Here is a 13452-nt window from a genome sequence, read left to right as displayed (position 1 = left end):
AGGGCTGAGGGAGACATGGCAGGCATGGCAGGACGCGGGTTTCTGGGCCGACAGCGGCGCGAGTACCGGACCCCGGAACCGCACCCGTCCGGCGCCCGGCCGCCGAAGATCCCCGGTGAGCTGGTGCCGCAGCACGTGGCCTGCGTGATGGACGGCAACGGCCGCTGGGCCAAGGAGCGCGGACTGCCGCGCACCGAGGGGCACAAGGTCGGCGAGGGCGTCGTGATGGACGTGCTCAAGGGCTGCCTGGAGATGGGCGTCAAGAACCTCTCCCTCTACGCCTTCTCCACCGAGAACTGGAAGCGCTCGCCCGACGAGGTGCGCTTCCTGATGAACTTCAACCGCGATGTCATCCGCCGCCGCCGCGACGAGATGGACGCGATGGGCGTGCGGATCCGCTGGGCGGGCCGGATGCCGAAGCTGTGGAAGTCGGTGGCGCAGGAGCTCCAGGTCGCCCAGGAGCAGACCAAGGGCAACGACGCCATGACGATGTACTTCTGCATGAACTACGGCGGCCGCGCGGAGATCGCGGACGCGGCGAAGGCGCTGGCGGAGGACGTCCGGGCGGGCCGCCTCGATCCGTCGAAGGTGAACGAGAAGACGTTCGCGAAGTACCTCTACTACCCGGACATGCCGGATGTGGACCTCTTCCTGCGCCCCTCGGGCGAGCAGCGGACGTCCAACTACCTGATCTGGCAGAGCGCGTACGCCGAGATGGTGTACCAGGACGTGCTGTGGCCGGACTTCGACCGCCGCGACCTGTGGCGGGCGTGCCTGGAGTACGCCTCGCGGGACCGCCGCTTCGGCGGGGCGATCCCCAACGAGGAGCAGCTGAAGAAGGACTCCCAGAAGGATTCCCAGAAGGGCTCCCCGTCCGCGTAGGCGGCAGGAGCGTGGCGGCGCTCAGGCCGAACCCTTACTCCGCCGCCACGATGCGCTCCACCGCCGCCGCCACCAGCTGATCCCGCTCCGCCTCCGTGAACACGTCCGGCAGGGTGAGCTGCTCGACGATCAGCCAGTTCAGCGCCAGCACGAGCAGCTTGACGGCCGTGGCGTCGCCAGGGAGGCCCGACTCCTCGTGGTACGCGACGTTCGCGTCGAGGTCGGCCCGGACCCGCTCGGTGAGGACCTTGCGCAGCCCGGGTCGGCGGGTGGCCTCGAGGCGGAGTTCCAGCAGCGCGAGATAGCCGGTGCGGAATGCGGCGACGCGGCCGACGAGCTCACGCATCAGCTCCGCGTAGGTCTCCCGGTCGCGGCCCGCCGCCCGCTGGCGGGCGATCGTGGCCTCGTCGGGCTGGAGCCGTTCATAGACCCGGGCGCCGGCCTGGGTGAGCACGTCGTCGCGGCTGCCGAAGTAGTTGGACGCGGTCCCGGCGGGCACGGCGGCCTCGGCGTCCACCGCGCGGAAGGTCAGGCCGCGTGCGCCCTCCCTGGCCAGCACCTCGATCGCGGCGTCCACGAGGGCGGCGCGCCGCTGGTCGTTCCGTCTCACCATTGACACCACTCCAGCTGTAGTACTACGTTCCAACCACTACAAGCAGAGTACTACGTTTGGAGCGGCTAGAGATGCGAAAGCTCGTGTACTACGTCGGTATCACGCTCGATGGCCGCATCGCGGGCCCGGGTGGTGAGTACGACTTCTTCCCCGGCGGCGACGAACGGCAGTCCGCCGCCTACTCGAACTGGACCAACACGCTGTTTCCCGAGACGGTCCCGACCGCCTACCGCGCGGCGGTCGGCCTGGCCGACGCGCCCAACCGCCACTTCGACACCGTCGTCATGGGCCTCGGCAGCTACCGTCCCGCCCTCGACGCGGGGATCACCAGCCCATACGCCCACCTGCGCCAGTACGTGGTGTCCAGCACCCTCGAGCCCGACACCGACCCGGCCGTCACCGTCGTCCCGGGCGACCCGCTCGCCCTCGTACGCGAGCTCAAGCGGGAGGACGGCGCGGGGCTGAACGTATGGCTCTGCGGTGGCGGCAAGCTCGCGGGCGCCCTGCTGCCGGAGATCGACGAACTGGTGATCAAGAACTACCCCGTCGTCGCGGGCGCCGGGATTCCCGCCTTCGACGGTGCCTTCGATCCCACCGTCTTCGACGTCGCCGAGCGCACGGCCTTCCCCAACGGCGTCACCCTCACCCACCTCACCCGCCGCTGACCAGGGCCCTGGCTCAGCTCATCGCTCATTGCCCGCCCGCAGCCAGGCGATGTACTCGGCGACCGCGCGCTCGGTGTCGTAGGCGGGCTCGTAGCCGGTGTCCTGCCGGATGCGGGTGATGTCGAGGTATGTCTGCGAGGTGGCTCCACCGGTGGGGAGGTCGATCCGGGCATCCGGGACGACCTCCTTGATGGCGGCGATGATCTCCGCGTTGCTCGTGGCGCGGCCGGAGGCCACGTTGTAGGTGCGGTGGTTGAGGCGGTCCGCGAGCTGGAGGAGTGCGATGGCCCGGCCCGCGTCCTTCGCGTAGCACAGGTCGACCGAGTCCTCCGCGTGCGCGGGCCCGGGGAGGGGGGAGAGGTCCGGCTCGGTGCCGTGCGCGGCGGCGTGGACGAGCTCGGGAGCGGCGAAGAACAGCGGACCGTGCGGCTCGAGCGGCCCCCAGATCCCGGAGATGCGGTAGTTGATGATCTCGATGCCGGTGGCGTCGGCCACGTGGTCGTTGAGCAGTTCGCCGATCTTCTTGAAGGTGGGGATGAGGTGCCCCGAGCTCAACGACACGGGCATGTCCTCGGTGAGCGGGCCCTCGGCTCCGCCGCCCCCGTAGACACCGATCGTGCTCGCGACGCCCACCCGCCGCACCCCCCAGTCCCGCGCGGCCTGGAGGACGTTGAGCAGGCCGCCGATCGCCTTGCGCGTCGCCTCGATGGGCTGCTCGGGGTCCGGCGGCCAGGGCATGGACCCGGCGAGGTGCACAATGCCGGTGATCTTGTGGCGTGTGCCCACGTCGAGCAGCGCGCCCAGATCGGTGATGTCGGCCCGCTCCACCGCGACCGGCGCGTCGAACCGCCCGGTCGGCGGCTCGGTGGAGCTGCGCTGGACCAGCACACACTCCTCGCCCGCGTCGAGCAGGGCCTGCACGGTGTGGGAGCCGATGAAGCCAAGCCCCCCGGTGACCAGAATCATTCCTGAACTCTCCTTACGGCGTGATCACGGCTCCGCCAGAAGCGGATCGTCGTTCCGATTAATATACGGATCCTCGTTCCGTTTCGTCAACGGCCCTCGGGGGGAGGGCGGGGTGCGCGCTGGGGTGAACACTCTTTACTCGCTGTAGAGGCCACATTGAACGGCCCGTGATGGTTGCCGCCCTAGCCTGGAAGCTTTGTACGGCAGACGTTCGGTTCAGTGGGGGAGGCGTCGCATGGGCACCGGGGGCGGCGGCAAGGTCCTGGATATCAAGGTGGCGGACATCAAGTCTGTCGCGCCGACGTTCCACCACCAGGCGGTGAAGCTGAGTGAGGCGCTGACCACGCTGATCTCGACGCTGGACGGCTATGGGGAGCCGTGGGGGGACGACAAGCCCGGTAAGGACTTCGGTAAGCAGTACAAGCCGAACCAGAAGCACGTCGAGTCGGCGGCCGGCATTCTCGTTCTCGGGCTGACCAGCATCTATGAGGCGATGAACGATATGGCCGACGGTCATGTCGACAACGACAAGCTCATCGAGGGCATGTTCACCAAGGCCAAGCACGGCTCGGGTCATGACCAGGGTCCGGGCGCGGGCGGCCATCGGTGAGTTTCGGCAGCGATATTGAGGACAAGGCCAAGGCCCTCCTCATGAAGCTGGGCATGTGGTGGCCGGACGCCAACTCCGGCACCCTGCGCCACGCGGCCGACGCCTGGCGGACGTTCGCCGACAGCGTGGACGATGTGCGGGTCGCCAGCAACAAGGCGGCCACGACGCTCATTCACCACAACAAGGGCGAGGCGATCGACGCCTTCGAGACCTTCTGGGGGCGTTACGCGAAGGGCGAGGACGAGGGCTGGCTGAGCAACCTCGCCAAGTCGGCCCGGAACATGGCCAAGGCGCTGGACAAGTTCGCCGACACCGTCGATGACGCCATCGAGAAGCTGTGGACGCAGATCAGCATCGATGCCGTCGCACTCGTTGGGGGCGGGCTGCTGACCATCGTCACCGGGGGCGCCTCGGACGGGGTGGCGGCGGAGATCATCGCCATGGCCGCCGGTCTGGGCGTGGCCGTGGAGGAGTCGGTCGCCATCATCGCGGCGGAGATGCTGACGGGCGCGGTCTTCACCAGCGTGCTGTCGGTGACGATCGACGCGGCGGTGGCGCAGCCGGTGAAGATCGCCCTGGGGCAGCAGAAGGGCTTCAGCCTCGACGAGGTCAACCAGGCCGCCAGGGACGGCATGATCGACGGCGGGATCTTCGGGGCCGGGTTGGGGGTGCTCAAGCCCGGTGTGATGCCGAAGCTCACCGGTGTCCCGGACCTGCTCAAGCCGCCGAAGGTGCCCTCGCTGCGCCCGAACCTCGTGGAGGAGGGCCCGGCCGCGCGCCCGGCGAAGAAGTGCCCGTGTACAGGTGAGCCGATCGACATCGCGACCGGCGCGATGCTGATGGAGCACACCGATCTGACGCTGCCCGGTTCGTTGCCGCTGGTCTTCGAGCGCACCCATGTGTCCTCGTACCGGGGCGGGGTGTGGTTCGGCCCGACGTGGGCCAGTTTGCTGGACGAGCGGGTCCAGCTGGATGCGGAGGGTGTGGTGTTCGCGGCCGCGGACGGGATGCGGCTGGTGTATCCGGTGCCGGAGGCGGGGGTGCCGGCGCTGCCCGCGAAGGGGGCGCGGTGGCCGCTGGAGTGGGACGGCAAACCGGACGGTGTCATGACGGTTACCGATCCGGAGGCGGGTGTGGTGCGGACGTTCGTCCGTCCCGCCGCCACGGAGGAGCCGGGCGCGGTCTACCTGGCCCTGGAGAGCCTCCAGGACCGCAACGGCGCGCGCATCGACATCGAACGCGCCCTGAGCGGCGCCCCGCTGGCCATCCGCCACTCCGGGGGCTACTACCTGGCCATCGACACCGAGGGTCAGCGGGTCACCGCGCTCCGGCTCCTCGACGAACCGCCGTCGGTCTACGCCCCCGGGCAGAGCCGCGAGGGCGGCACGGTGGTGATGCGCTACGGCTACGACGAAGCGGGCAACCTTACGGAGGTCATCAACTCCAGCGGCGAGCCGCTGCGCTTCACGTACGACGGCCAGGGGCGGGTGACGTCCTGGACGGACCGCAACGGCACGTCGTTCCGGTACGTGTACGGCCCGGACGGGAAGGTGGTGCGCACCGAGGGCAGCGACGGTGTCTACAACGGCAGCCTGGAGTACGACGACGCGGCGCGGACGACCGTCTACACGGACTCGCTGGGCCACCGCACGACGTACCGCTACAACGCCGACGGGCAGCTGATCGAGGAGACCGATCCGCTGGGGCACACGACGCTGACGGAGTGGGACGCGCGCGGCGACCGTAAGGTCGCGGTGACGGATCCCCTGGGGCGCACGACGCGCTACGGGTACGACGAGGACGGCAACCTCACGACTGTCACCCTGCCGGACGGGGCGCGGGCGGAGGCCACGTACAACGACCTGTGCCTGCCGCTGGAGGTCACCGAGCCGGGCGGCGGCACGTGGCGCCACAAGTACGACGACACGGGAAACCTCCTCTCGACGACCGACCCCGTGGGGGCGACCACGGCGTACGGCTACACCGAGCGGGGCCACCTGGCCGAGGTGACGGACGCGCTGGGCAACACCACGCGGCTGACCCCGGACCTGGCCGGGCTCCCCATCGCCGTCACGGACCCGCTGGGCCACACCACGAGCGTCCGCCGGGACCTCTTCGGCCGGGTGGTGGAGGCGACGGATCCGCTGGGCCACACCACCCGCATGGGCTGGACGACCGAGGGCAAACCGGCCTGGCGGGAGGAGCCGGACGGGTCCCGGGAGAGCTGGACCTGGGACGGCGAGGGCAACCTCCTCACCCACACCGACGCGGCGGGCAACACCACCCACCAGACGTCCACCCACTTCGACGTCCCCGCCACCCGTACCGAGCCGGATGGCGCCACGTACGCCTTCGCCTACGACACCGAACTGCGCCTGACCGAGGTCACCAATCCCCAGGGCCTGACCTGGACCTACACCTACGACCCGGCGGGCCGGCTCACCTCCGAGACCGACTTCAACGGCCGCACCATCGGCTACACCCACGATCCAGCGGGTGACCTGCTGACCCGTACCAACGGCGCGGGCCAGAGGCTGCACTTCACCCGGGACGCGCTGGGCCGCACGACGGAACAACGCGACGATGCGGGCGCACGGACGACGTATGCCTACGATGCACAGGGCGCCCTCACCCAAGCGAGCAACGCCGACGCGGTGGTTTCTCTCGAACGGGACGCAGTGGGCCGAGTCCTGTCAGAAACGGTCAACGGCCGGACGACGACGTACGCGTATGACGCCGTGGGCCGCCGCACCGAACGCACGATGCCCTCGGGCCTGAGGAGCGTCTGGACCTACGACGAGTCAGGCCGCCCCACTGAACTGACCACGGGCACGGCGGGCACCCTGACCTTCGCGTATGACGCGGCGGGCCGTGAGACGGAACGCCGCGTCGGCGAGGCGGTGAGCCTGACCCAGACCTGGGACAGGTCAGACCGCCTCACCACCCAAACAATCGCGACAGGCCACCACCGCGAAGCGAACCGGATCCTCCAACACCGCTCCTACGCCTACCGCCCGGACGGCTACCTCACCGAGATCCGCGAACTCACCTCGGGCACCCGCCGCTTCGACCTCGATCCGGTCGGCCGCGTCACCGCCGTGCACGCGCACGGCTGGACCGAGACGTATGCCTACGACACGGCGGGCAACCTGACGCACGCCACGGCCCCGGGTCATGAGGCGCCCGGCGACCGCGAGTTCACCGGCACAGTGATCCACCGAGCGGGCCGCACGACGTACGAACACGACGCCCAGGGCCGCCTCACCCGCCGCACCCGCAAACTCCTCAACGGCCAGACCCGCACCTGGACCTACACCTGGAACGCGGAAGACCGCCTGACGGACGCGACAACCCCGGACGGCGACCACTGGCACTACACCTACGACCCCCTCGGCCGCCGGATATCCAAACAACGCCTGGCCGAGGACGGCACGGTGGCGGAATCGGCGACCTTCGCATGGGAAGACACCCGCCTTGCGGAGCAATCCACCCAAGACGGCAAGCACACCACCTGGGACTACACCCCGGACACCCACCGCCCCCTGACCCAAACCGACCACACATCACTGGTGCGTGAGCCCGGCGAATCCCTCATCGAGAAATTCACCGGCGCCGATGACGACACCACACCCCGCTTCCACGCCATCATCACGGACCTGGTCGGCACCCCAACGGAGTTGGTCACCGCGGCCGGTGACCTGGCCTGGCAACACCGCACCACCCTTTGGGGTACGGATTTCCCCTCCCCGATAAGCCCGGAGGCCGTTGACTGCCCCCTCCGCTTCCCCGGCCAATACGCCGACCCCGAAACGGGCCTGTACTACAACTACTTCCGCCACTACGACCCCGAAACGGCGCGCTACGTCACGCCGGACCCGCTGGGTCTGGACCCCGCCCCCAACCATTACGCGTACGTCACTAATCCACTCGGCTGGGCTGATCCGTTCGGCCTTCAGCGCTGTCCGCAGGAGGCTCTGGACAAGGCTTACGAGCTGGACAACACCCCGCGCAAGCTGGAGCATGTAATCGACCCTCCGAAGCACGGGTTCGAGGACATCGTCAAGAATTCTGGAGGCAGGGAACAGGCTTTCAGGCGCATCGTTAATAGCTTGGGCGAAAAGGATGACTTGCCGGACGCTGGCGGGTTTGTGGTCAAGCGTACGATCGACGGCGAGGTCGTGACGATTCGCGGAGCCATGGTGAAGGGCGTGCCGCGAGTAGGCACGGCGTTCATCGAAGACAAGTTCCCCGGAGGGAAATGATGGCGGCAGTCGAGCACCCGCCCAGGCATCTACAACCGGCTGAAAGCGATGTACTGAACAAGCTCCTTTCGGCGCGATTCCCCGGCGCTGAGCAATTGAGGCAGCAGGTTCCTCAAGCGCGTGTCGTCGGTCGCTGGGGGAGTGATTCCCCCAGTGTGGACTTCAAGGTGCTTGATCCTTTTCTGCCTGCGGAGATCCCCAACGGTGTGATCCCCGCTACCGGCGTAGTGAAGGACTCCTCCGGGGAGTTGGTCGGCGAACTGCTGCTATGGGTAAGCGACGGAAGGCTGTCGGCTCTGGAGTACTCCTGGTACACCGACGAGGCCCCGACGGCGCTGCCCGACCCGCATGACGTGACCGTTGCTGTGCAGCACTCATGAGCGGGGAGCATCGGGCCGAGGGCGGCGGCTTATGCTGGGCGCGTGACATCGAAAGGCGAGCAGGGGCCGGCGCTGCGGGCGGATGCGGCGCGGAATCGTGCTCGGGTGTTGCAGGTCGCCCGGGAGCAGCTGGCCGCCGGTGATGACTCGCTTCAGCTGAATGCCATCGCCCGGCTCGCCGGGGTGGGCGTGGGGACCGTCTATCGGCATTTCCCCAATCGCCACGCGCTGTGGGAGGCGCTGTCGACCGAGCGCTTTCAGGAGCTGGTCGACGCGGCCCAGGCCGCGGCCGCGGACGAGGATGCCCTCGCGGGGCTGCACCGCCTGCTGCGGTTCGCCCTCCTGGAGGCGTCGGAGGACAGCGGATTCGCCGCCGTTCTCGAATCCGCCAGCGATGCCGACGCGCAGACCGCGGCGTTGAAGGCCGAGCTCGACGGGGCCGTGGCGCGCCTGCTCGACCGGGCCCGCCGGAGTGGCGTCATCCGGCATGATGTCGAGGCCGACGACGTGCGCCGTCTGCTCTGCGGTATCGAGCACGCCATACGTTCCGGCGCCGACGACGACCCGAAGCGCGCCGAGGTCTATCTCGATGTCCTCCTCGAGGGGCTGCGTCCCCCGCGCTGACAGCGGCAGTTCGGCCCAGCGGACTCCATCCCAACCCACAACCGGATAGATATCCGGTTGTGCTAGCGTGCCCTCATCGAAACGGATAGCTATCCGATTACGGATGGCGAGGCGGCGGAGGGCGGACCCATGGAGCAGCGGGCGGTAGTGACGGCGGGGACCGGGGGGATCGGTCTTGAGACCGCGATGGGGCTGGCGGCGCGCGGGTTCGCCGTCACCGTGGTGGGCCGGGACGCCGAGCGCGGCGCCCGCGCGGTCGAGCGGCTCGCCGCGGTCGCGACCGGCGGCGAGCCCCGGTTCGTGGCGGCCGACCTCGCATCCCTCGCCGACGTCCGGGCGCTCGCCGCCCGACTCGCGGCCGAGGGCCCGCTGAAGGTCCTGGTCAACAACGTGGGTGCGATGTTCGCGGACCGGCAGCGGACCGTCGACGGGATCGAGGCGACGTTCGCCGTCAACCACCTCTCGCCGTACCTGCTGACCGAATCGCTCCTCGACCAGCTCCGCGCCGGCGGGCCGAGCCGGATCGTGAACGTCAGCTCCGGTGCGATACGCGCCGCCAAGCGCACCTTCGACGCCGTCGAACCGCCCGGTGGCTACTACGGCTTCCACTGGTACGGCCGGGCCAAGCTCGCCAACCTCGCCTACACCCTGGACCTGGCGGAACGCCTGCGCGGCAGCGGTGTCACGGTCTTCGCGGCCGACCCCGGCGGCGCCGCGACCGACATGACCAACGGCACCATGCGCTCACCGAAGATCGTCTCCCCGGCGTTGCGCCTGCTGTGGCCGCTGGTCCGGCGGACGTTCGAACGCTCCACCGCCGGCCCCGCGGCCCTGGCCGCCCGGTCGTCCATCGTCGCCGCTACCGACGCCTCCCTCGACGGCCGGACCGGCCTGCTCATCGGCCCCGAGGCCACCCCGGTTCCCGCCTTCCGCGGAAGCACCGACCGCCGGACGGTCGACGACGTGCTCAGGCTCAGCCGACAGCTGGCACCCGTTGGCGACGATCGCTGATCGTGTCGCTCGGCCGTCCCGAAACGCCGACGTCCCTTAACCGGCTTCCTCGACCCCGGCGCGGGCAACCCCCGCCCGGGAAGCCGCGACGGCGGCGACCGCCGTCGCGGCCAGGGCGGCGCTGACCCACGCCGCGTCCCGGTAGTCGCCGGTCGTCCCGGTCGCGGCGCCCGCGATCAACGGGCCCAGGAACGCACCCGCGTTCAGCGCGGCCGTGGCGAACGAACCGCCCAGCGAAGGGGCCTGGGGCGCGACATGCATGACGCGGGCGACGAGCGTCGAGCCGATGCCGAACGACAGGGCGCCCTGGACGACCGTCACGACGAAGAGCGGGGTCGTATGGGCGCTGGTCCACGCCAGCACCGCCCAGCCCACCGGCAGGACGCACAGCGCCAGGAGCAGGCCCCTCCCGAGCCCGCCGTCGGCCGTACGTCCGGCCGTGGTCACCCCCGCGAAGGCGCCCGCCCCGAAGGCGGCGAGGAGGGCGGGGACGGCGGCGTCGGGGAGGTGGGCGATGTCCGTGGCGATGACGGCCAGGTAGGCGAAGGTCGCGAAGGTCGCCCCGTTCACCACGGCCGCGAGGGCCATCGCCCACCGCACCGGACGCGAGCGCAACGCACCCGCCTCCCGCCTGATCGAAACCTCCGCCCGACCGGCCGCGTCGGCGGGCGCCTGACGGAAGACCAGCGCCAGCGCGGGCAGGCACAGGGCGGCCACGGCCCAGAACGCCGAACGCCAGCCGGACCAGTCCCCGAGCAGCGCCCCGGCGGGGACACCCGCGACGCATGACAGCGTGACCCCGGACAGCAGAACGGCGGTGGCCCTGCCGCGCTTCTCGGCGGGGACCAGCGCCGTCGCGGTGGACATCGCGACGGCCAGGAAGCCGGCGTTGACGATCGCGGCGACGACACGTGTTCCGAAGAGCACGGCGAAGTCCGTCGCGACCGCGCCGATCACATGCACGACGACGAACGCCGCCAGAAAGCCCGCCAGCGCGCGCCGCCGCGGCCAACGCGCGCTCAACGCGGCCATCACCGGGGCGCCGACGATCATCCCGATCGCATAGGCGGACGTCAGACTCGCCGCGGCCCCCACCGATACGGAGAGGTCGCGGGCGATTCCCGGTACGAGACCGGACAGCATGAACTCGGACGTCCCCTGCGCGAAGACGGCAAGCGCGAGGACATAGAGGAAGACAGGCAAGAGGTCGACTCCAGCGATCAGCGATGAGCGTATGCGGGCAAGAGCGGCCGCGTGCTGGGTGTCGGACTACGCCAAGAGCCCGAGAAAGAGACCAGACACACGGAGTCGTGTCCGGTCGCTGGAAGCGAGATCGACCCGGAAATCAGATCAGGTCGGGTCAGTGGTCAGACAACTGCTCGCCGCCGGGCGACCGGCGGCTCCGTTCTGTCTGATTCAGGGCTCATCACGTCGGGCACCGTACCCATAACCCCCACCGAGATCAATCCGATTTCGGCGCGCCCCAGTCCCTCCGGTACGCGGCCCAGTCACCCGGCGTCGCCGCGAAGTCCACGTACAGCGCGACGCCGAACCGCTCGCGGCGCGCGTCCTCGCGGCTCAGGCCGAGGCGAGCGCCCCGGACGGCCGCCGCCACCGTCTCGGCCGATTCACGGTGGCCGATGTCGTCGGTGTGGAAGGCCGGGAGGCCCATCAGCAGGTCGGTGCCGCGCGGGGTCGCCTCGATGGCCAGCCGCGTCTGCTGCGCCACATAGCCCCCGTACAGGCTCTCCATGGGCATCGCCGTGTCGTAGGACATCACCGCGATCTGGTCGACCCGGCGGGCGACCGCGCCGAAGTACGACTGCGACCACCACTTGGGGTGACCGGCGACGAACCCCGCGACGGAGTGGAGGGAGGGGAGCGGGTCGATCTGGTGGGCGGCCACCGACAGCGGTGCGCGGTGGGCGCGGGTGACCTCGTGCACATCGTCCAGCAGCGACAGGTAGTCCCGGTCCCCGGAGTGCAGGGGCTCCAGATCGAAGTGGACGCCCGCGAACCCCGCGTCCAGCACCTGGCGCGCCGAGCGCACGACGCGTTCGCGCGTCGCCCGTTCGCCGAGGTCCAACCCCGTCTTGCCCTCGGTGGACAGCACGTCCCCGAGCCACGCCTGGACGCGCACCCCGGGCAGCTCCCGCCGCACGGCGTCCACCAGCCACCGGGCCTTCGGATAGCGCGCCGCGGGCAGGCCGCCGTCATGCTCCAGCGGGCCCGCGTGTACGTACAGATCCCGGATGCCGGTGCCGCGCATCCGCCGGACCAGCTCGGCCAGCCGCGCCTCACCATTGCGCCCGTCCACCCAGGCGTGCCCCAGCCACACCGCGTCCCGCTCCCGGGTCCGCGTCCCGGGCGCGGGATCCCCCGCGTATTGCAGCCGCAGCGACACCCCGGCGGTCAGGATGGGCACCACCAGCAGCACAGCGACACCCGCCGCCACCCGCTTGGGCCACTTCAGCCGCGGATGCGCCCAGCCCCGCACAAACGCCACTCGCCCCCGCCCGAGCACGGACGCCGCTCGGCGCAGCACACGGACGGGGGCGCGGTCGGGGTTTTCCGAGGGCATCGGCGGTCAGCCTCCGTCGTACGACACGACCGTGCCGTGCAGGGCGTCGGCGACACGCGACCCGAGGTCGTAGTCGCAGAGGTTGACGGTCCAGTTGCCGGCCGTGACCAGGGTCGCGGGCACGCCCTTGTAGGCGATGGCCTCGCGCAGCACCGCGTTACGGTCGGTGCCCGAGGCGTGCAGGGCGAGGGTGGCGCAGTTGGGCGAGCCGGTGTCCTTGCCGGTGGTGCAGGTCAGGACGGTGTCCGAGCGCCGCTTCCGGTCATCGCAGCCCACCGCCGCCGCGAGGTCGTCGGCGAGGGCGCCTACGGTCCGGTAGCGGGGGGTTCGGGGGATGTCCGGGAGCGGGTAGTCGGGGATCTTGGCCTTCTTGGGCGGCAGTACGACGCCGCCGAGAGCGGCCGCGATCCGGTTCGCGAAGCGGGGCTCGGTGACCCATACGAACCAGTGACCCGCGGCGACCAACGTGTGGCTGGTCGGCGGCGCTCTGTGGGACGCGATGGAGTCGCCGATCTCGTCGCGGCTGAACTTCTTCGGATTCAGTACCTGGATGTCGTTCTCGAACTTGATGCCGTCGATGACGGAGGCGCATCCGAGGCCGCTTCCTCCGGCACTGCCGCCCTGCGAGCGACGGGTGACTTCGCATGGGATGCCCCCTGCTTCGAGGGCTTCCACGACCGCGTCGGCGTTGTTGTACTCGGGCTTCGTGGGCACATTGCCCGGCATCGTGGCGCTCGGGCTGGGCGACGAGCCGGTGCCGCCCTGTGTGGTGTTGCCGCACGCGGCGACGACGGCCATGGCCATCCCCGCCGCGAACACGCTGATCACTCGCTTCATGAACTCACTTCTTCAGGGGGC

Annotated in this window: 12 protein-coding genes; 7 read left to right on the top strand and 5 right to left on the bottom strand. The window is 70.1% G+C overall.

Features of this window, described 5'->3' with window-relative positions; all coding sequences use genetic code 11:
* Positions 1-24: 24 nt before the first annotated feature.
* Complete coding sequence (locus ACJX2R_RS19460) at positions 25-882, top strand: isoprenyl transferase (RefSeq protein ID WP_413101173.1); 858 nt, start codon at positions 25-27, stop codon at positions 880-882.
* Between the two features lie 34 nt (positions 883-916).
* Here the strand turns inward: ACJX2R_RS19460 and ACJX2R_RS19455 are convergent, their stop codons facing one another.
* A complete protein-coding gene (locus ACJX2R_RS19455; protein ID WP_413101172.1) occupies positions 917-1495 on the bottom strand; it encodes a TetR/AcrR family transcriptional regulator in 579 nt (192 codons plus the stop codon).
* Positions 1496-1566: 71 nt separating this feature from the next.
* On the opposite strand from ACJX2R_RS19455, the gene ACJX2R_RS19450 reads away from it, so the two are divergent.
* Positions 1567-2160, top strand: coding sequence for a dihydrofolate reductase family protein (locus ACJX2R_RS19450; RefSeq protein WP_413101171.1), 594 nt, complete (start codon positions 1567-1569; stop codon positions 2158-2160).
* 18 nt (positions 2161-2178) lie between these two features.
* On the opposite strand, the gene ACJX2R_RS19445 is transcribed toward ACJX2R_RS19450, so the two are convergent.
* Positions 2179-3126, bottom strand: a complete 948-nt coding sequence (locus tag ACJX2R_RS19445) for an NAD-dependent epimerase/dehydratase family protein (RefSeq protein WP_413101170.1) — start codon at positions 3124-3126, stop codon at positions 2179-2181.
* Positions 3127-3361: 235 nt separating this feature from the next.
* Between ACJX2R_RS19445 and ACJX2R_RS19440 the strand changes: the two genes are divergently transcribed.
* The 5 genes from ACJX2R_RS19440 (at position 3362) to ACJX2R_RS19420 (ending at position 10013) form a co-directional block, all read left to right on the top strand.
* Complete coding sequence (locus tag ACJX2R_RS19440; RefSeq protein ID WP_413101169.1) at positions 3362-3736, top strand: hypothetical protein; 375 nt, start codon at positions 3362-3364, stop codon at positions 3734-3736.
* A gap of 41 nt (positions 3737-3777) precedes the next feature.
* Positions 3778-7998, top strand: coding sequence for an RHS repeat-associated core domain-containing protein (locus ACJX2R_RS19435; protein ID WP_413105899.1), 4221 nt, complete (start codon positions 3778-3780; stop codon positions 7996-7998).
* Between the two features lie 155 nt (positions 7999-8153).
* Positions 8154-8378, top strand: coding sequence for a hypothetical protein (locus ACJX2R_RS19430; protein WP_413101168.1), 225 nt, complete (start codon positions 8154-8156; stop codon positions 8376-8378).
* A 42-nt stretch (positions 8379-8420) separates the two neighbouring features.
* Positions 8421-9002: a TetR/AcrR family transcriptional regulator gene (locus tag ACJX2R_RS19425; RefSeq protein WP_413101167.1), complete on the top strand. Its 582-nt coding sequence runs from the start codon at positions 8421-8423 to the stop codon at positions 9000-9002.
* A gap of 129 nt (positions 9003-9131) precedes the next feature.
* Positions 9132-10013, top strand: a complete 882-nt coding sequence (locus ACJX2R_RS19420) for an SDR family NAD(P)-dependent oxidoreductase (RefSeq protein ID WP_413101166.1) — start codon at positions 9132-9134, stop codon at positions 10011-10013.
* A 36-nt stretch (positions 10014-10049) separates the two neighbouring features.
* Here the strand turns inward: ACJX2R_RS19420 and ACJX2R_RS19415 are convergent, their stop codons facing one another.
* From ACJX2R_RS19415 to ACJX2R_RS19405, 3 genes are all read right to left on the bottom strand, one after another.
* Complete coding sequence (locus ACJX2R_RS19415; protein WP_413101165.1) at positions 10050-11216, bottom strand: Cmx/CmrA family chloramphenicol efflux MFS transporter; 1167 nt, start codon at positions 11214-11216, stop codon at positions 10050-10052.
* Positions 11217-11475: 259 nt separating this feature from the next.
* Entirely contained in the window at positions 11476-12594 is a 1119-nt protein-coding gene (locus tag ACJX2R_RS19410) for a hypothetical protein (protein WP_413101164.1), read from the bottom strand.
* A gap of 6 nt (positions 12595-12600) precedes the next feature.
* Positions 12601-13431 carry a hypothetical protein gene (locus ACJX2R_RS19405; protein ID WP_413101163.1) on the bottom strand — a complete coding sequence of 277 codons (831 nt, stop codon included), beginning with the start codon at positions 13429-13431 and terminating at the stop codon, positions 12601-12603.
* Positions 13432-13452 lie beyond the last annotated feature (21 nt).

Source organism: Streptomyces sp. Inha503 (assembly GCF_047215865.1).
Lineage (GTDB): Bacteria > Actinomycetota > Actinomycetes > Streptomycetales > Streptomycetaceae > Streptomyces > Streptomyces lycopersici.
Note: the sequence above shows the minus strand (reverse complement) of the source record. Positions and strands in the feature narration are given on the sequence as shown.

Bases quoted from the DNA above. Each gene is read 5' to 3' on its own strand.
- ACJX2R_RS19460 (WP_413101173.1), top strand. From the start codon at position 25: ATGGCAGGACGCGGGTTTCTGGGCCGACAGCGGCGCGAGTACCGGACC.
- ACJX2R_RS19455 (WP_413101172.1), bottom strand. From the start codon at position 1,495: ATGGTGAGACGGAACGACCAGCGGCGCGCCGCCCTCGTGGACGCCGCG.
- ACJX2R_RS19450 (WP_413101171.1), top strand. From the start codon at position 1,567: ATGCGAAAGCTCGTGTACTACGTCGGTATCACGCTCGATGGCCGCATC.
- ACJX2R_RS19445 (WP_413101170.1), bottom strand. From the start codon at position 3,126: ATGATTCTGGTCACCGGGGGGCTTGGCTTCATCGGCTCCCACACCGTG.
- ACJX2R_RS19440 (WP_413101169.1), top strand. From the start codon at position 3,362: ATGGGCACCGGGGGCGGCGGCAAGGTCCTGGATATCAAGGTGGCGGAC.
- ACJX2R_RS19435 (WP_413105899.1), top strand. From the start codon at position 3,778: ATGAAGCTGGGCATGTGGTGGCCGGACGCCAACTCCGGCACCCTGCGC.
- ACJX2R_RS19420 (WP_413101166.1), top strand. From the start codon at position 9,132: ATGGAGCAGCGGGCGGTAGTGACGGCGGGGACCGGGGGGATCGGTCTT.
- ACJX2R_RS19410 (WP_413101164.1), bottom strand. From the start codon at position 12,594: ATGCCCTCGGAAAACCCCGACCGCGCCCCCGTCCGTGTGCTGCGCCGA.
- ACJX2R_RS19405 (WP_413101163.1), bottom strand. From the start codon at position 13,431: ATGAAGCGAGTGATCAGCGTGTTCGCGGCGGGGATGGCCATGGCCGTC.